This window comes from Fibrobacter sp. UBA4297, assembly GCF_002394865.1.
GTDB lineage: Bacteria > Fibrobacterota > Fibrobacteria > Fibrobacterales > Fibrobacteraceae > Fibrobacter.
Genome location: NZ_DGUZ01000012.1, coordinates 105164 through 124989 on the forward strand (window position 1 = coordinate 105164; position 19826 = coordinate 124989).

Here is a 19826-nt window from a genome sequence, read left to right on the forward strand (position 1 = left end):
GAGCCGTTTCATAAAATGAAAATAGAACTGTGTAAGGCGATTCCGGCATACTTCGACTGCGCTCAGCACAAGCTCCGGCCGGAATGACAATTCACAATTACAGTCTCTTGAGGACTGCGGCGGCGTGGTGGATGAAGCCTTCTTCATTAGCCACGACAGCAATTGCCTTTGCGTTCTTCTTGATAGCCTTTTCGGAGTACTTGATGATGCTCATGCGCTTGAGGAAGTCATAGACGCCGAGCGGGCTAAAGAAGCGACCCGTGCCGTTCGTGGGGAGAACGTGGTTCGGGCCTGCAAAGTAGTCGCCCACCGGTTCAGAAGACCACGGGCCGATAAACACGGCACCCGCATTTTCAATCTGGGCCGCCATGGATTCGGCTTCGTCCGTCATAATTTCCATGTGTTCCGGAGCAATGGCGTTAGCAATGGCCACACCGTCGAACCAATCCTTCACCACGAGGATGCGACCGAAGTTATCGAGCACCTTCGTCAAAAGTTCCTTCTTCGGGGAATTTTCGACCTGGATGTCCACACATTCACTAATCATCTGTGCGGTTTCCATGTTGTCCGTAATGCAGATGGCGGCTTCAAAGCCAGAACCGTGTTCTGCCTGGCTCAAGAGGTCAGCAGCGACAAAGTCCGGATCGCAGGTATTGTCTGCAAGCACGAGCACTTCGGACGGGCCTGCCACCATGTCGATATCCACAATGCCAAAAACTTCCTTCTTCGCGACAGCGGCAAAAACGTTACCCGGGCCCACAATCTTGTCGACGCGTTCCACGACAACCTTGCCCTTGCCATCCTTGGCACCGTAAGCGAGCATACCGATAGCCTGAGCGCCACCGATATGGTAAACTTCGGTAATGCCGAGTTCGCAAAGCACAAAAGCGACCGCGCGGTTGATTTCGCCCTTGATCGGAGTCACGACAACGATGTCCTTGACACCTGCGACAATGGCCGGGACCGCATTCATGATGACCGTGCTCGGGTAAATGCCAGCACCACCAGGAACATAAAGGCCCACGCGTTTCATCGGGCGGATACGCTGACCGAGAACCACGCCGTCCTTGCCTTCCATGAGCCAGGAATCTTCCATCTGGTTCACGTGGAAATCGCGGACGTTCTTGATAGCCTGCTTGAGCGCACGCTGCATTTCAGGCGGGCACTTGGCAGCAGACTTCTTGATTTCGGCTTCGGACACGCGGAGGTTCTTACCCTTGAGGCCATCGAACTTCTGAGCGTATTCCACAGCCTTGGCATAACCGCCGTTCTTGATGTCGGCGAGGATGTCCATGACCTTGTCGTGAATTTCCTTGCTCGGAGCTACTTCACGACCACAAATTCTGTCAATCTCTTGAGACTTCGGAGTGACTTTTACGATTTTCATTTTAACAGACCTTCTGTTTTTAAACTCTTAAACTCGACTTTTGTGCACTCTTACAAGATTTCACGCAAACTAAGCGTTTTCGGCGAGCCCTTCGCTTGAGGCGGCCACATCCAAATGCTTGTATGCATTCGGGATAACGTTGTCTTCAAGCAAAATCTTGTATGTAAGGCCATCGACAAAAGCAGTCCAACAGGCCTCAATGATGTTGCTCGAAACGCCGACCATATTCCAGTAGCCGTGTTCATCGCCAAACGTCGTCCACACGCGAACCGTTGCATCGGATGCCACATTGGAACCCAGCACGCGTACCTTGAAATCGTCCAGGCGCACACTTTCCATGCACGGGAAGAACGGCAAAAGCGCCTTGCGGAGAGCGGCATCGAGTGCGTTCACCGGGCCATCGCCCTCGCTCACCTGATGGCTAATCTTGTCGCCCACCTGGAGCTTGACCGTTGCCTGCGACACGGATACACCCTGCGGAGTCTTGTCTTCAATGACGCGATAGTTCAAGACCTTGAACGGTTCCTTGACCATTCCCAAGTGGCGGTACACGAGCAACTTAAAACTCGCTTCGGCACTATCGAAATGCCAGCCCGCATTTTCGCGTTCCTTGATTTCCTTGAGGAGGCTTGCCACCACCGGATCCTTCTTGTCGATACCCGGCTTGATGGCCTTGAGCTTTTCGACAACGAGAGAACCACCGGCCTGGTCGCTTGTCACGAACACGCGGTCGTTGCCCACGGAATGCGGGTCGATATGTTCAAAACTGCGGCTGACCTTCATGACGCCATCGATGTGGGCACCCCCCTTATGGGCAAATGCGGCATCGCCCACGTACGGAGCATGCACGTCACTGGGCAAATTTACAATCTGGTCGATATTGCTGCTCAACTGGCGCAAGTGCGAGAGCTTCTTTGCAGCGGTAAAATCGCAGTCCATCTTGAACTTCAAATCAGCAGCAATCGTCGTGAGGTTGGCGTTACCACAGCGTTCACCGTAACCATTCACCACGCCCTGCACCATGATACAGCCCGCCTTCACAGCGTAAATCGAGTTTGCCACGGCAAGTCCACTGTCGTTATGCACATGGATGCCCAGCGGCGTCGAAATACGCTTTTGCACTTCCGCAATAATCTGTTCAATCTCCCACGGCATCGTTCCGCCATTCGTATCGCAAAGCACGATGCAATCGGCATGGCCAAGTTCGGCTGCCTTGAGCGTTTCGAGCGCATATTCCGGATTCGCCTTGTAGCCATCGAAAAAATGTTCCGCATCGTAAATCACCTCTTCGGAATGTTCCTTGAGGTATGCGACAGAAGACTCGATCATGTCGAGGTTTTCTTCGAGAGTCGTGCGGATAACGTCCGTCACATGCAAATCCCAGCTCTTGCCGAAAATCGTCTTGACCGGAGCTTCGGACTTGATGAGCGCCTGCAAAAGCGGGTCGTTCTCGGGCAAAATACCCGGACGGCGCGTGCTGCCAAACGCAGCAATCTTTGCATGCTTGAGCTTTACGTCCTTGATGAGCTTGAAAAATTCCTCATCGGTCGGATTGCTGGGGTTCGGCCAACCGCCTTCAATATAGTCAAATCCAAAGTGGTCCAAAATTCGAGCGATCTGGACTTTATCAGCTAAGGAGAGACTTATTTTACGGTCTTGGTTACCGTCACGGAGCGTTGTATCGTATAAAAGGACTTTTTTAGAAGAATTCATGGTTGTAAAGATAGAAAAAAAGAGTAGACAGTAGGAAGTAGACGGTAGGAAGTTGTTAGGTGGGGGAAGTCTCCCCCTGATTTCTGTTTCGTCAGGCTAATGACATAGAAAAGGTTGGTGAGCCTGCCGAACCATCCATCACCCTCTCTAGCGGGCTTCAGACGCCAGCCCGCAACGCCCGGCTTATCGCAGTAATCGCTATTCCCTATCGTCAAAAGCTTCGGCGTCTTCGGGTTCTTCAACCGTCCATTCGCGAATGTGCTTTGCAAGTTCTGTTGCACCGGCGCGTTCCACCTCATCCGAAATCGCATTCAGTTCCGACGCATCGAGGCCAGGCAAATCCTTTTCGTAATGATTGACGTAGCTTTCGAGCAATTCGAATTTCTTCAAGTTTGCAAGGAGCATCATCAAGCTCGTATCGCACTTGCCACTATCGCGGTACTTGATGTGATCGAACAAAAGCTTGTCGACACCAGCATCGTCTTTGAGCATACAAAGCCGCGAAAGGTTCATGACCTTCGGATAGCATTCGTACAAACGAGTGGCGTACTTGAGGCAATCCGTCTTGCGGCCTTCGCTGTCAGCAATGGCGGCCTGCAAATCGAGGAACGCTTCTTCGTCTTCGGCACCCGGATCATTCACATCGCCGAGCCACTGCTTTGCCATGGAAATGTTGCCAGCAACAAAGTAAGAGTTTGCAATATCGATGAGCGTTGCATTGCTCTTGTCCGGGTCCTTGTAAAGCGAGGCCTTCGCAAAGTTTTCCGTATCCTTGATGGCATCCGCCATGTCGCAAATGGCATCGAGAACGTCTTCGCGATTTTCAAGTTCCGTCGCATCGATTACGCCTAAGAGCTCTTCAATCAATGCCTTCGCGCGCTGCACCGGCATGACGTCTTCAATCGAGAGGAACACGACTTCGCGACCTTCCCCACCCACGTGGCGTACAGCCAAATCGTGAATCAAGTCCGCAATGTAATCCTTGTCGTCATAAGTCTTCGCGACTTCAATAAAGAACGTTCCGGCATCGTAGAACAAGTCGTTCCACGTATCCATATCCTCATCATCAGCCTTGAACGCCAAGAAATCGCAGCGAAGCGTCCAGGCCAAAAGTTCAAGCTGGAGCTTCACATCCTTGATTTTTTCAATATCGTCAAGACCGTTCGCAATAGCCTCGTACAGTTCGTCCGGGCGGTGCAATAAACGGCTTTGTCCGTTCACAATTTCGCAAAGAGTCTTGCGAAGACGGTCTTCTTTACCACGAAAAGCCGCCTCAGCAGAAGGCGACTTCCAAAACTTTTTCTTTTTAGCCATGTTCTAAATGTAGAAATTACTCAGTCCAACTAAATGCAGGATAGCCGCCAAATGTAGCCGAACCCGCTTTCCAGACACCGTCAGTCCCGCTCAAAGTAGCAATGAACGTCGCAGCCTTCATTTCTTCAGTTGCAAAACCGCTCGGGAGTTCCATCCCCATCTGGTTTGCAATCACAAGGCAAGATCCGCCAACAGTCTTGTCGTAATAGACATTCTTGAGCGTCACGGACGAAGCAGCCTTGCCGGCAACCGTTCCAGATACGTTGTTATCAGGAATTTTACCTGCATTATAGCTAGATTCCATCGTGGTCTCGCCATCAACAACACCAACAAGTCCACCCATGTTGGACGCCTTGCCAGAAAGCTCACCAAGATTGAACATGCCCGAACCGTTAACAGACTTCATGCTTCCAATAACACCGCCAGCAGACATAGACCTTACGACCGTAATAGGAGCCGTATTAAAGACCTCCTTCACGACGGACTTGCTCGAGGCCACGGCAACAACGCCTCCGACATTGCCAATCTGGCTAGAATCCGCATCTACGGCCCCGAAATTTCCGGAGCGTTCCAAACGGGTCGACGAGAGAGTAGCGACAACGCCAGCCACATCCTTTGTCCCCTTTACGGTTCCATAGTTCATGGCATCGATAATCACACCATCCGTATTTACACTAGCAAATGAACCGACAACGCCAGCAACAGTCACAGAGCCAGAAACTTTTGCCTTGTTCATCACGGTTGCTATGGAACCATCTTGCATACGGCCAACAATACCGCCTACAGAATTTGTTCCCTGAACCGTTCCTGACACAACCACGCTCAGAACTTCGACCGTCGAAGCTTCACCCACCAGGCCACCAACTCGGTCGGTACCCTTGATTTCAACATCCTCCAACGTGCAATTTTCGACTGTAGTCGAATCCATCTTACCCGCAAGGACACCTGCATAGGAACCAACATCCAGTTTAGCGCCTTTAATAACAATGTTAGAGATGTGGGCACCACGAGTCAGCCCGAACAAGCCACTATAGCTTGTGGTATCGGTAATGTTCAGCCCCGAAATTGTCTTGAGACCGCCATCAAAAGTACCGCTAAAAGGCCTATTTCCGTAGCCGTAAACGTTCTTGCCAAAAACGCCAATTGGGCTCCAGGTCTTGGTGAACGCTATATCAGCAGTTTGCTTAAAAAATTTGTCCTTAAAAGTCATCGACGAGTCGTTCACGTAAAACGCCAGCATAGAAAGATCCTGTTCGCTTGTAATTTGGAACGGATTTTCAGCTGTTCCCTCGCCTTTCCAGACCAAGGAATAGTCCCTTGTTATGGGCTTAAATTCTTCATTAGGAATATTTGGGGTAACAGTATCACCAGGTTGTTCCTGCGGTTTTTCGCTCTCAGATTGAGGCGCATTAAATGACGGATTGTCGTCACTACAAGCAAACAGAAACATGGGCAAAGCGGCCACAGGTAAAATTTTAGCAATACGCATATCCAACCTCTTGGGTAAAGTACCACACTCCACATTTAAATTAAATAAAAAAAGACCAGAACGTACTACCGTTCCAGTCTTTTTTGAAAATTTTCGACATAGCAAGGCCGACCTTTGAAGGACACCTTGATTCTAAGCCTAAGTTACCTTATTCCTTATGGTGTTCGGCGTGGTGTTCGCAACCGCAGCCGCCCTTGCCATCGCAATTTTCCTTATGGCCGTGACCGCCACATTCGCATTCGTGGTCTTCACCATCGTGACCACCGCAGCAGCAATGGTGTTCAAACGGCTTGAGGTCATCTTCAGTAGCTTCGCGAACAGAGACAACTTCAATAGCAAAGTTGAGGTTCTTGCCAGCAAGTTCGTGGTTAGCGTCGATAATAGCCGTCTTTTCACCAACAGACTTGATGCGGATCGGCATCGGACCACCCGGAGTCTGGGCATAGAAAGCCATGCCTGCTTCGACCTTGTCGACTCCCTGGAACACGTTCAGCGGAACTTCCTGAGTCATGCGTTCGTCGTATTCGCCGTAGCCTTCTGCCGGAATGACGACAACGTCAAACTTGTCGCCCACATCGTGACCGACCATAGCCTTTTCGAGACCCGGAACGATCATGCGCATGCCCTGGATGTACTGGAGCGGTTCGCGACCTTCGGAGGAATCGATTACAGCACCTTCATCGGACTTCAGGGTGTAGTGCATCTGGACAACTGTTTTTTCTGCAATTTTCATAAATATCCTTTAGAATCGCGAGCGAACCCGCGGTTGAATCTTGAAGCCCAAATGTAGAAAAAATAGTAGACAGTAGGAAGTAGACTGTAGGAAGTGGTTAGACGAGAGATCGCTTCTCCTCAAAGAGGATAACTCAACTAAGGCAACAAGTTGCCAAGTTTCGTATAGCTGGTAGACGAGAGACGAAAGAGTAATAATCGTGGCTTCGCTACCATATGTTGATAAAAAAATGCTTTTTTCACAACCTCTCGTCTTTCGTCTGTAGGACCTTTGGTCCGTTCTTTCGTCTAACAAGAAACCTGGCTCTCGCGGTATTCACCGCCAAAGGCATGCCCACTCACGGAAAGAATCGGCGGGAACTGGATGCGCTTTGCCAAGGCAAGTCCCTTGAACCTACGGTACCAGAAGCGCATGTCTTCGAGCACAGCTTCGGTCGTTGGCAAATGAGCCTTAAAATAGGCGGCATCCACACCGAGCGTTTCGCAAATCAAGCCTTGCGCTGCAAGCTTTTCGGTAAATTCAAGACTCACGCCCTTCTCGACCCACATCGCAAAGAGTTTGTCATGGTACGGGTAAAGAATCGGGTCACCCTTGCCTTCATCGACATTCATTGCATCACTGAGTTCTGCGCTCGCCGGGATGTCAATAGACGCCTTCGGGATGATTTCAGAATCGCGATTGATGTAACGGGCTAGCGCATAGACCTGAGTTTTCCACAAGTCGCCAAGAGCGCACATCACACCGCAAGTATCGCCGTACAGCGTGCAGTAACCGACCATGGCCTCGCTCTTGTTGCCATTGCAAGTCACGCCGGCCCCCACCACAGATGCAACCGTCGAAAGAATCGAAGCAGAGCGCGTCCTCGCCTGCAAGTTCTCGTGATTGATACCTGCAACCTTCATCACCGTATCGTTACGCACAAAAGAGCAACGTTCCAGCGTATGGCAAACAGATTCAATGATGTCCGAAATCGGGGCGACCATGTACGGCGTTCCAAGGTTCTCGGCCAAGTCACGTGCCGCATTCTTCGTCGTATCGGAATTGAAGCGCGTGGGCATGTTCACGAGGTAAACATTCTGCGGTCCAATCGCTTCGGCATAAAGAGCGGCAGAAACGGCGCTATCGATACCGCCACTTGCCCCAATGACCATGCGCGAGATATGGAACATCTTCAAGTTCTCGCGAATCATGAACACGAGCGCATCGTGAATCTCGGCAATTTCACTTGTGTAAGGCTTTGAGGATTCCGCATAGACCTGCACCTGGCCATCGACAAATTCAATAACTGCCTCCGCTTCGCTAAAGAGCGGCATTTCAAAAACGATTTTGCCATCGCAGTCAAACACGCGGCTACCGCCCGAAAGCGCATAAATATTCTTTCCGGTATTGTCAGTCCCGACGCCATTGAGGCAAACGACAGGCATGGCACAATCCTGAGCCAAGTGCGAAAGTTCCTTGTTTTCGACTTCGCGACGACCGACCACATAAAAGTCACTGCCATGAGTCACATGCGCCACATTCAAAAGCGGCGTATCGTCAAGCACGTCCCCGCACAAGAAGAACGGCATGTTGCCCGCATACTTGCGGATCTCGGCCCAGTCTACGGGGAGCGCCCTGTTGCTTGGCCCAGTAAGTGCATATCGTGGAAACACAACGCAATCTACTTCGGCAGCCTTAGCACGGTCAAAAGCGGCCTTCATCGTTTGCATATTTGCCTGCACATTGCCCGGCAAAATTTTCATCTGTACCACATAAAGTTTCATTTCAATATCCTCTGCGCTAGAAAATAAAAAAATGCACCGCCCATGAGCGATGCCTTTTTTCAAACGCATTATAAAATGCAAGTTGGCAGAACTTAGTTAGCAGAGCTTAGAGAGACGAGCAATGTTCTAAGTTCTAAGTTCTAAGTTCTAACTACTACTCGTACTGCGGAGCTTCGAAAGAGGTCGGGATCTTAGGCGTATCCGGATCATGATGGACGAACGAGAAACCGCTAATCTTGTTGGTATTGCGATCAGTCGGTCCTGCCTGGAGCTGTCCATGGATGCTCGTTGTGCACTTATCCGGATGCAAGCACCCCTTATTGCGCATCATCAAGTGGTAGCCATAGATTTCCCAGACGCCTTCTTTGGATTCAACATTTTTTGTACCATCGAAACCTGAGATTTCATAAGTACCATCGGCCTTGAGTGTAAATTTCCAATCGATATTATCTTTTTTAGCCTGCCATTCACCGACAAAATCGCTAGCCTTTTCGTATTCATATTCGCTAGCTTCAACATCGCAGCTCATCGTCGTTTTCGTTTCGCCATTAGAAGACGAGATTTTGTTGTCAGTTCCGACAGAATAGGTGTACATTGAATAAACTGGCTTGTTATAGTATGCCGGGCGCATCAAGAGCGTGCTACGCTGGATGTCATAATGACCGCCAATCCAGTAGGCAACCTTTCCGTCAGCCGCATTTTCGACGATATACGAATTATCGAAGAACGTAAATGTTCTCGTCGTATCACCATCGGTGCATTCGAAAATTTTGTTCTGAATGTCGGCAGCCTTGGAAACTTTGCCCTTCGTCACGGCGACGCTAGTCTTCACCGCTTCGCTATATTCCTTCGAGCCATTGACCGCATACTTGACGACGTTATCCTTGTCGACGATGAACGAAAGCGTGAAACCGTCCTTGGCCTTGAGCTGTTCCAGAATCTTTTTAACACCATCCGTTTCTGCATACTGCTTGCCGACATTGCCATCGACGAATTTCACTTCGCCATTTGCAAAATCCGTATAAGTCACAAGCCACATTTCATCTAGAATGCGGAGAGCGATAAGGCCCTGCTTACTGCCGGTCGACAGGTAAACTGTCTGGTCAAAAATCTTGAGTTCATAGTTCTTTTCGAGGTCTGCAAGCTTTGCAGCGCGAGCGCCTTTCGGCGCGTCCGCAGAAGACGAAGAATTCGGAGTTTCAGCACTTGAAGAAGACTTCGCCTCATCCTTAGCGGAAGAAGAGGAGTTCGATTCAGACTTGGAATCGGAAGACTTATTATCCTTGGAGTCCGAAGACTTCTTGTCGTCATCTTTTGAATCCGACGACTTCTTATCTTCTGTTTTGGAAGATGAAGACTTCACTTCGCATTCATCGGAATCGCAATCATCTTCTTCGGAAGAAGATGATACTTCTTCTTGGTTATTCTTTGGAGAAGAAGGGCTATCGTCATCTCCGCAAGCAGCGAAGAGGAAAGCCGAGGAAACTAAAAGAGCAAGTAACTTTTTCTTATTCATGTTATGCAATATAAATTATTTAGTCCAATTTAGACCAAGAAAAGTTTACAAATCACACAAAAAAGCTGTAAAACAGCCTTGTCCATTCCAAGAATGTATTATATGGATGTTTTTAAGTAGGCAGAACTTAGAGAGAAGAGCAATGTTCTAAGTGAGATTATCGCTTCGCTCTAATCTCAACTGCTAGGCTCAGAAATAGGCTTGCAAGCAATCCTGCTTCACTCGCCTTACGCAGTTGTCTAAGTTCTAAAATCCTAGAACGGGCAGCCCGGATAGTAGTCTAGGTCGCGTTCGGCATCCTCGATGGAAGGCGCGGCATCGTACAGAAAACCCGCCAAAGCCTGCTCGGCAGACACGCGCTCGCCACCAATCCAATTTTTCAGAACCGCAATGCGTTTCGAGATCCACCACGGCAGCGGGACCATCAGGTGGTGCATCCCGGCGTCAGTCAGCACATGCTTAGCCATTTCCGCCATCGTCATTACGGTTGAACCCGCAAGGGCATAAGTCTTCCCCACGGCACTCGTCATAAGCCCTGCCACGGCAATTCCCTTGACCAAATCCACACTGCGGACCGGGCGTTTTAAGCACTTGCCGCCACCCGGCATAAAATAGACAGGGAATCGTTTCACGTAATCGCGGAACATGTTGAACTCGACACCGCCCCCATCGCCAATCACAAGCGTCGGGCGCACAATCGTCCAGTCAAGTCCGGAGGCTCGCACCAAAGCCTCCCCCTTCTTTTTGCTTTCGCCATACGGCGTGAGTACCGGGTACGTTACCGAAATGCTAGAAACATAAAGGAAGCGCCGCACACCCGCAAGTTTGCAGGCTTCAACAACATTGCGCGTCCCCCACGTATTCACATGCTCGAACGCCCCGCGTTTTGTAGATAAAAGAATTGCCGCCAAGTGATAGACGACATCGACGTTTTCGAACGCCCCTCGGATAGAATCAAAATCGGTCACATCGCCGTAACGGACGTCCACCTCGCTCGGTAAGGACTTCGCCAAAGAATCGCCCGGAAGCGTCAAGACGCGGACACACACTCCCCGTGCTATTAGTTCCCGGCACAACGCCTTCCCTACGACGCCGGCGCCACCCGTTAAAAGAGCAATCATGCTAGGCTTCCAGCATATAACGGATATCTTGAACGCGCCTTGCGAGGGACGCATCCGTTTCCATCTGCTTTTTCAGGGAATTAATGGCGGCGATTACAGTGGCATAGTCCCTGCAGAACATCGCACCGATATTCTGGAGAGAATCGGTCGTGAGTTCGCGGCAAAGGAACATCGCCACCTTGCGGGGCATAGAAATCGCGGCAGCCTGGCGCTTGGACGAGAGTTCACAGACCTCGACACGGTAATCCATAGCGACCGCTTCAATAATGTTCTTGGCGGTGAGTTCCACATGACCGCCATGTTCCGACGGAGCCACAAGGCGCTTCACGCCATTCAAGTTCAAATCGGCCTTGCAGAACATGTTCATCGCACCCAGGAAGTTCAAGAGACCTTCAATCAGGCGCACGTTCTTGCGCGGCTGCATCGAAAGGTAGCGGCAAATTTCTTCGCGGTCGGCCTTCGCAAACGGCAAATCTTCGGACTTCTTGCTAATCAAGTTCATGCGGGTCGCAAGATCCGGTTCGTCAATGCCCACAGCCACACAGGAGGCAAGCGGAGCAAGAAGCTTCTTGGAAATGCTCGGGATTGAAGACCTCGAAGAACCGCGGGATTCGTTATCCGTATCGACAACCTTAAACAGGTTCGGGTGGCGGTCGCAAGAAATCACGACCTGCTTGCCTTCGGCGCGCAAATGCTTAATCAGAATCGCAAGGCGGTCCTGCGTCCAGAGGCCCTTTTCCAAGAGCTGCACATCGTCGAGCAAAAGCACATCGCAAAGTTCATAGCGTTCACGGAACTTTTCTGCAAGCTCACGCACATTGCCCGTCTTGTTGTGGAGTGCAGACGCCATAGCCGTTGCATCACGCAAAAAGTCATAAGCGTGGCAATAGACAATGGATGCCTCAGGGCGGCTCTTCTGGATTTTAGCAGCAATGGACTGCAACAAGTGCGTCTTGCCAAGGCCGCTCTCGCCATAGACAAAAAGCGGATTCAAAGCCGGGTCACCCGGATTTTCGGCCACCGCCTGGCACGCACGGAAAGCCGTAGAATTGCACTCCCCTTCAACAAAGTTTTCAAAAGTATAGCGGGCATAAAGAGCCAAAGGCTGCTTCGGGCGCTTAACCTCGACTTTCTTTTTCTCGGGACGCGGAATAACAGGCATCGTGAGCTTGATTTCGGGAATCGGGTCCGTCGGTGCAATCTGACGGATGCGATAATCAACAAATTCACTACCAAATACAGCCGTAAAGGACTTGCGCAATAAATCGCCATAATGGGAATTCACCCAGTTCTCGCGAAGCTCATCAGGAACAGTGAGCAAGGCATAGCCATTGCACATTCCCTCATAACCAAGAGCGTCGAGAATTACGGCACCAAAAAAGTCCTTACATTCCGAACGCACGCGGTCGAGCACCTGTTGCCAGGGCGACTCTGCAATATCCAACAAAGAAACAGTATTTTCCACGATCTAAAAAACCAATCCAAAGTATAAAAGAGCAAGCAAAAAATAAGAAAGGAAATCCGAACCACAAGCACCCCAACTTTTTTTTTTTCGAAATCCCTATTTTTCGCTCAAAAATGGCAAAAAATTTTTAGAAACATTTTTTATCACACTTTTTCCAGTTTACACCACCCTTACGAACGTATGTGTAACAAAATTATCACTTACTATTAGCACAAGTTATCAACAGGTATTTTTTCAAACATCCCTTGACAAGATTTTCCTTACTTTAAGCATACAAATTCTTATACAAATGGCGAAATTCGCTCAAAAACGCCACTTTTTAGCATTATAAAAAATGTAACTTGGTGAAAATCAACAAGTTACATGCGGTGATTAGTTATTGATTTTTGGTTATTAGTCAATAGTCATTAGTCAGTAGTTTTTTTTGCTAATGACCTATTTAATTCTAGACGTTTTGCGACTCGTTGCTTGGAGTAGACTGAGGCTCAGCCTTATTCTCACCAAGCTTTTCTTGCTGATGGTCAATCCTATTTTCAAGCAACTTTTCGATTTCAGGGAGCAGACGATCCTTCACACGATCAAGATACAAGCATTGCAGCTGGATCATGCGGTTGCGATGGCGACCGGCAAATTCCTGAATCCAGTGGCTCACGGCCTGCTGGCGGTCCTGGATTTTGTCATGCAAAGAACGCTGGATGAAAGTTCTCTGAACTTCCATATAGCGCTGCATATTGAACGGCATGCGGTAGGTTCGAATAAACTGCTTCAACAACACCAACAAGCAAAGATGATCATTGCATTGATGATCTTGAATGAACTGCCGTAACTCTTCCAGATGTTTCTGGAAGAACGGCACAATCGCTTTATCATCTATCTGATAAAGTTCAAGTTCATCCTGTTCTTTTGTCGCTTTATCGACTGCCATGTTCCAAATCTATTTTTTTATGGTATATTATGAATTTGCACGTTTCACAAGAAAGCCAAATTTGGAGTTTTTTCCGCTATTTAAAGTATTTTTTCCCAGAAAAACGCGTCCTTCAGTTCCCGGATTCAAACGATCCGCAGCTGCACCGCGGAAATCCAGCATTTCCTCGACTTCGCACTTCTGCATGCCATCGGGAGTCATGAGTTCCAACGTATCATCCATAGAGAAAGGATTTTTCACGTTCACAAGGCAGGCGCCCGTTGCCTCATCAAAGTCCTTAATCTGGGCCGCCACACAACCACCAGCGGCATCCACATGCGTCGCTTCGTAGTTCTGCGGCAACGGTCCACGCAAGAATCCAGGCATAAAGCCTCGCCCATCGACAAAGGTTATCGCACGGCGGCTTTCTTCGGGCACAGGCATCCCTTCTGCTACGGCATCAATCGCCATGCGGTAAGCGCGCACGACCTGGCTCAAGTAGTACACAGAGCGTGTACGACCTTCAATCTTGAAGGAATCAAGACCGCCCGCCACGAGTTCAGGAATCACGTCCAAGGCACAAAGGTCACGACTACTCATAAAGTAGGTGCCCCACGTATCTTCGTCGAGCGCAATCGGGTCAAGTTCCGGGCGATCGGTGCGCTGAAGCGCAAAAGAGCCTTCATGTTCACGATAGTCCTCGACCTGCGGACCGGAATTTGCATATAAGCGATAAGGCATACGGCAACTGTTATCGCAGGCGCCCTGGTTTGCATCGCGGTGCGTCACCCAGTTCGAAAGCATGCAACGGCCAGACATGGCCATGCAAACAGCGCCATGGACGAACACTTCCAGTTCAAGGTCCGGGACCTGTTTCTTTATCTCCAAAATTTCGGATAGGCGAAGTTCACGGCTCAAAATGATACGGCGAACGCCCAAGTTCTTCCAGAACGAGGCTGCAAGATAGTTTGTCGTATTCGCCTGCACAGACAAGTGAACTTCCGTTTCGGGATGTTCCTTCAAGAGCCAGCCCACAAAGCCCGGATCTGCGACAATCAAGGCATCCGGCTTGAGTTCCAATGCGGCATTCAAAGCTCTCTGGAACGATTCCACCTTCACATTACGCGGAATCACGTTACTCGTGAGGTAGAACATCTTGCCATGTTCGTGTGCGTAAGCAATGCCTTCAGCAAGGTCATCGAGATTCTTGAAACCGTTTTCGCGAGCGCGCAACGAGAACGCCGGCTGTCCGGCATAAACCGCATCTGCACCATAGGCAAATGCATACTTCATTCGTACAAGGTCACCCGCAGGTGCTAAAAGTTCAGGCTTATTCATACACTCTACCATTTAAATCCTGCGCGAATGTAGGCTTTACGGTCATCAATCAATGTCAGCTCTCCCATGAACGAGAATCGCTGTCCCTCGTAGCTAATCGCCGGCGAAAGCAAATACTGGAGCTTCGCGCCTTTCAAGAAGCTCTTGTGAATCTTCATGTGGTTCGATGTCGGCGTCGTATCGTTCACAGCGCTACCGTGATCCGTCCCTTTCCAGAACCACGTCTGGCGAATCGATGCAAAAATATGCCCATCCAGACGAGCAAACACATTCCAGTCAATCGTACGGCTATTGGGGCCGCCCTGATTGCCTAATGGAAATCCCAGGTGCGCCACCTGAGCTGTATTTTGCTTAAAGTGTGAATAAACAAAAGGTTCAACACGGGCATATTCAAAAATCATACCCGCCTCAATCTTGTGTCCCTTGTAGTAAAAGTCGTGTCCAGCCTGGAAACCCGCCATCCACGCCCACTTCGCTTCGATATTGTCGTTTCGGATGAGGCTAATCGGGGATTCCATGTCGTCCAGGAAGAATTCCGTATAAAAGCGCACCGCATTGAACAAACGATAGTTAAAGTCAAAAGAAATCGAGCCGTTGTTGCTGCTTTCGGAGTAGTTGCCCTTTTCCATAAACAAGGGTGCAGTCGGAACAAACAACCAAGGCTTCATATTGTCATAGAGAATCGTAAGTTCACTAATACCAAAAGTGGCGTTCCCGACGGCAAGCTCATAGCGATGGCCAAAGAGATTTCGTGTAAAATCCTTATTCTTATCGCTCATGCTATTGAATATGCGCAAGTCAGCATAAAAACTCATTACACGAAGCGGGCCAATCATCAAGTCTAGGCTCATCATGTTGTACGGAAGCGCGAACTGGTTCAAGGACAAGTTATTGTAGTAACCCGGGCCCCAGTGCATCACATCACGGCCAAAGTCCAAACGCAGCCAGTCGTAGTTAAAAGCGAAATGCGTACGGTAGCGCGCATAGCTCGAGTACTCGACACCGGAATTATTCTCGCTCTTCTGGTTTTCCAAGAACTCGCCGTCAAAAGACTTCGGATACTTGGCGGAATGCCCTTCGCTATAGATTCGAGCGTCCAACACAAAGTCCACGGAATCGACAAAGCCACGCAAGTAAAGGCCGCCATCAATCCCCGGCCAAATCGTATCGCCGATGGACGACTTTTTAACACGATAATCACGTCCCGACCAAACCTGATCGCCAAGCGATTCTCCACCGCGATAGTCGATGCCACCGACAACACTTGCGGCAATTCCAAAACGCGGAACAGCATTTTCAAGCGCGACAGATTTCGCGACACAAGCCGAATCGCCGGCTTTGCAATTGAGCTTGAGCCCGTTCCCTAAAATTGCGGCTCCACGCTCGCTATCGTAATAAAGGAGCGCATCGCCTTCGGTTTTCGTAAAGTTCTTGCGGAAACTCGTATCCCTACGCGGGTATGTGAAATACTGGAGGTCCTCCCCTATAGTCTGGCGATGGTATTCAAACAGCATCGGAGCCGTTTCGAGATTGCGTAAGTTGCGGGAATGTTCAGGTTCAATGACCGGAGAGGCAGAAAAAGACTCGCTTACAGCCGCCATGACAAACACGCAAGAGAGAATAATTGAGTAATTCTTAAAAACCATTGCCCAAATTTAGCATAATCGTTCAGCGGATTCTCCGAAAAACGAAAAAATGAGCCTAATCGTTCCATACGGAACTTTTCGTTCCACAAAAAAAATATTCCTTGCAAGGATAAAAGCATTATAGGCATTTGGAGAAAGTTTAAAGAAATATAAGTTTGAAACTAGTTGAATGGGAGATATCATTATGAACAAGAAAATCTTAGCACTGGGCTATACATCCTGCATTTCACTAGCAATACTTACAAGTTGCTCGGATTCTACGTCACCTTCTGGCGCTTTTTACAATCCAGACAGTGAAATCAATTCCAGCAATTCTGAATTCGCAGAAGAAATACAGTCAAGCAATTCCGAACTCACGCAAACCCCGGATATTCCTGAAGGCGCGGGCATTTCAGAATCACCAACAAGCAGCACAACAGCTTCACAGCCGACTCCGGCCTCAAGCAATTCCGACACAAGCTCTGCCCCAAGTTCCGCAAGCAATCCGGCAAATAGCGTCGAAACCAGCTCGTCAAGCAGCGCCATTGCAACAAATCCAGGCACAGAACCCGCACAAGCCAACGAAAATACGGGAGGTCGCCCCGTCATCACTTACGCAGCAAGTGGCGCCACAGCCACAAATGCCGGAAACTGCATCACCGTTACAGGTGGTAGCGTCACCATCAAATGCGGTGGCGAATACGACTTTAGCGGTTCTTACAGCGGTAGCGACGCCCAAATTCTCGTGAACACCGCCAAGACGGACAGTTCCGTTTACTTGAACATGAAAGGACTCACGCTTACAAACACGGCAGACGCCCCAATTTACATTCAGAAAACAAGCAAGGCTTTTGTCGTCGCGAAGAACGGCACGACCAACACATTCACAGACGCATCTACAAGAACAAAGACTTACAACTACACCAACGACTCCGGTGAAGCCAAGACTGATACGACGGGCGCATGCATTTACGCGAAGGACGACCTCACCATCAAAGGCGAAGGTACGCTTATCGTCAAGGCAAATTACAACAACGGTATCCATACCAGCAATGACTTGAAGGTGAAAAACGGCCTCATCACCGTGAACGCAAAGAACAATGGTCTCAAGGGCAAAGGCTCCGTCGAAATCAGCGGCGGCACCATCAACATCACCACAGCCGAAGGCGACGGCATCAAGAGCGATACCGAGGACGCTGCAGATTTGGCAAACGGCAAGGGTTCCATCGAAATCACGGGCGGCACCATCACCGTGACATCCGCATTTGACGGCATCACAGCAGCAAACGCAGTCATCGTCGCCAATGGAGAATCCACAGCACCGGCAATCAAGATTACATCTGGCGGCGGACAATCCTGCCTCAGCTTGAACACCAGCACGACCGGCGGACGCGGCGGAATGGGCGGTTTTGGCGGGATGGGCGGCAGTTCCTGCTCCACCACCGAAAGCATGAAGGGCATCAAGGGCGATTCAAGCATCACTATTAGCGGTGGCGTTATCGACATCAACAGCCGTGACGACGGTCTCCACAGTAGCGGAACTATCACACTCAGTGGTGGAACAACGACAATCGCCACAGACGACGACGGCGTCCACGCCGACAAATCTCTCTACGTCAAGGACAATGCGAACGTGAGCGTGACCATCGCTTATGAAGGCATGGAATCTCCGGACATGAATTTCGAAGGCGGCATCACAAGCGTCATCACCACGGACGACGGCTGGAATGCAGCCGGCGGCACAAGCACGACCTCCACAGGCAACACAGGTCGCGGCGGCTGGGGCGGAGCAGGCGGAGGCATGGGCGGTAGCACCGGGAATCTCAAGGTCTCTGGCGGTTACCACTACGTTTACGTGGGCACAGGCGACACGGACGGCATCGACAGCAATGGCGGCATCAGCATCACCGGAGGCGTCATCATCGTGGAATGCCGCATGAACGGTGGTATGGGCGGCATGGTCGATTCGGACGGAACGACATCGATTACAGGCGGCAAGTTGCTCGGATTCGGCACAAACAACTCCGAAGAAGGCACGCAGTACAGTGTCAGTTTCACGACAGACAACTACTACGGCACAGCGGATATCGCATTCAAGCCGAGTTTCTCCGGAAGCCGCATGGTTTCTAACGTAGGAAAGCCGAGTGTCGTGAATAGCATAAGCGGCATGACCAAGACTTGCTTCGGGAACAGCACCGACCGCTGCGTTTATACAAATTAGAACTTAGTTGGTAGAGCTTAGAACTTAGTTGAAAGTAAAAAGACGAGCTATAATGCTCGCCTTTTTCAAATTTCAATTTTACAGCATTCGCCTCTCTCGTCTTTCGTCTACCAGCGAAGCGATCTTTCGTCTAAACTACATCCAGCCGCGATCAGATGTACCAGAAATACCACGAATCTTAAGGTCAAAGTCATCGCGGTTCGTCGCTGCATTCATTGCCGTTTCCAGCGAAATCTGCTCGTTCTGGTAAAGTTCGAGGAGCGCCTGATCGAACGTCTGGCTATGGTATTGAAGGTGGCCTTCGGCAACAGCTTGTTCCACCATGTCAATCTTGTTCTTATCCTGGATGTATTCCTTGATAGCGCCCGTATTCACGAGAATTTCGGCAGCCGGGACTCGCCCCTTGCCATCCTTCGTCGGCAAAAGACGGAGCGAAATAATGCCAGCCAAAACTTCGGCAAGCAAAAGACGCACTTCATCATGCTGGTGCGGCGGATACATCGAAAGCACACGGTGAATCGTTTCCACAGCATTCGTCGTATGGATAGTCGCAAAGACCATGTGGCCAGTATCTGCTGCGGTAAGCGCAATCTGCATCGTTTCAAGGTCACGAATTTCGCCCACGAGGAGCACATCCGGATCCTGACGGAGCGCAGCACGGAGTGCATTCGCATACGAAAGCGTATCCACGCCGATTTCACGCTGCGAGATAATCGCCACGTTATCACGATAAAGGTATTCAATCGGGTCTTCGACCGTAATGACGTTCACAGATTCTTTCTGATTGATGTAGTCAATCATCGAAGCAAGCGTTGTGGACTTACCAGAACCCGTCGTACCCGTCACAAGCACAAGACCGCGCTTAGTCAAAGCCAAGTCACGAATCACTTCGGGCAAGTGCAAATCTTCGAAAGCAGGAATCACAGCCTTGATATGACGAATCACAACCGCAATTGTTCCACGCTGACGGAAAACGTTCACACGGAAACGGCCCATATCACGAGCGCCCACGGCAAAGTCGCATTCCTTATTAGCCTCAAAACGCTGCTTCTGGTCGCGATTCATGATATCATCCAAGAAGGAATCCATCATAGCGCTATCGATGCGCACATCAAAAAGTCTTTGCAAAGCACCATTGATACGATAAACCGGCGGAACACCAACTCGCAGATGCAAGTCAGACGCCTTGCGGTTTACCATTTCACGCAAGAGCTGTTCAATGCGAAGTTCAGCCATA

At 49.9% G+C, this 19826-nt stretch carries 14 protein-coding genes; 1 reads left to right on the forward strand and 13 read right to left on the reverse strand.

Translation table 11 applies throughout. The annotated features are described in order from the left end of the window. Positions 1–97: 97 nt before the first annotated feature. The 12 genes from hisD to B3A20_RS06470 all read right to left on the reverse strand — a co-directional run bounded on the left by hisD (position 98) and on the right by B3A20_RS06470 (position 16389). Positions 98–1387: a histidinol dehydrogenase gene (gene hisD / locus B3A20_RS06415; protein WP_073424135.1), complete on the reverse strand. Its 1290-nt coding sequence runs from the start codon at positions 1385–1387 to the stop codon at positions 98–100. Between the two features lie 69 nt (positions 1388–1456). After that, on the reverse strand, positions 1457–3100 hold the full coding sequence (gene cimA, locus B3A20_RS06420) for a citramalate synthase (protein WP_290762920.1): 1644 nt from the start codon (positions 3098–3100) through the stop codon (positions 1457–1459). 198 nt (positions 3101–3298) lie between these two features. Further along, positions 3299–4414 carry a hypothetical protein gene (locus B3A20_RS06425; protein ID WP_290762921.1) on the reverse strand — a complete coding sequence of 372 codons (1116 nt, stop codon included), beginning with the start codon at positions 4412–4414 and terminating at the stop codon, positions 3299–3301. Between the two features lie 16 nt (positions 4415–4430). Continuing rightward, positions 4431–5903 carry a hypothetical protein gene (locus tag B3A20_RS06430; protein WP_290762922.1) on the reverse strand — a complete coding sequence of 491 codons (1473 nt, stop codon included), beginning with the start codon at positions 5901–5903 and terminating at the stop codon, positions 4431–4433. Between the two features lie 148 nt (positions 5904–6051). Continuing rightward, positions 6052–6636: a peptidylprolyl isomerase gene (slyD, locus tag B3A20_RS06435; RefSeq protein WP_290762923.1), complete on the reverse strand. Its 585-nt coding sequence runs from the start codon at positions 6634–6636 to the stop codon at positions 6052–6054. A gap of 287 nt (positions 6637–6923) precedes the next feature. Continuing rightward, entirely contained in the window at positions 6924–8399 is a 1476-nt protein-coding gene (gene nadE, locus B3A20_RS06440) for an NAD(+) synthase (protein WP_290762924.1), read from the reverse strand. A gap of 154 nt (positions 8400–8553) precedes the next feature. Then, complete coding sequence (locus tag B3A20_RS06445) at positions 8554–9915, reverse strand: hypothetical protein (protein ID WP_290762925.1); 1362 nt, start codon at positions 9913–9915, stop codon at positions 8554–8556. A gap of 254 nt (positions 9916–10169) precedes the next feature. Beyond that, on the reverse strand, positions 10170–11036 hold the full coding sequence (locus B3A20_RS06450; protein WP_290762926.1) for an NAD(P)H-binding protein: 867 nt from the start codon (positions 11034–11036) through the stop codon (positions 10170–10172). Between the two features lies 1 nt (position 11037). Next, complete coding sequence (locus tag B3A20_RS06455) at positions 11038–12501, reverse strand: DnaA ATPase domain-containing protein (RefSeq protein WP_290762927.1); 1464 nt, start codon at positions 12499–12501, stop codon at positions 11038–11040. 445 nt (positions 12502–12946) lie between these two features. Beyond that, on the reverse strand, positions 12947–13426 hold the full coding sequence (locus B3A20_RS06460; RefSeq protein WP_290762928.1) for a hypothetical protein: 480 nt from the start codon (positions 13424–13426) through the stop codon (positions 12947–12949). 27 nt (positions 13427–13453) lie between these two features. Further along, the gene (locus B3A20_RS06465; RefSeq protein WP_290762929.1) at positions 13454–14743 is read right to left on the reverse strand and encodes a U32 family peptidase C-terminal domain-containing protein; all 1290 of its coding nucleotides are present in this window, start codon (positions 14741–14743) and stop codon (positions 13454–13456) included. Positions 14744–14748: 5 nt separating this feature from the next. Continuing rightward, positions 14749–16389 carry a hypothetical protein gene (locus tag B3A20_RS06470; protein WP_290762930.1) on the reverse strand — a complete coding sequence of 547 codons (1641 nt, stop codon included), beginning with the start codon at positions 16387–16389 and terminating at the stop codon, positions 14749–14751. Between the two features lie 184 nt (positions 16390–16573). On the opposite strand from B3A20_RS06470, the gene B3A20_RS06475 reads away from it, so the two are divergent. Continuing rightward, positions 16574–18589, forward strand: a complete 2016-nt coding sequence (locus tag B3A20_RS06475; RefSeq protein WP_290762931.1) for a carbohydrate-binding domain-containing protein — start codon at positions 16574–16576, stop codon at positions 18587–18589. Between the two features lie 135 nt (positions 18590–18724). Here B3A20_RS06475 and B3A20_RS06480 read toward each other — a convergent pair whose 3' ends face one another. Next, positions 18725–19825: a type IV pilus twitching motility protein PilT gene (locus B3A20_RS06480; protein WP_173563717.1), complete on the reverse strand. Its 1101-nt coding sequence runs from the start codon at positions 19823–19825 to the stop codon at positions 18725–18727. Between the last annotated feature and the right edge of the window lies 1 nt (position 19826).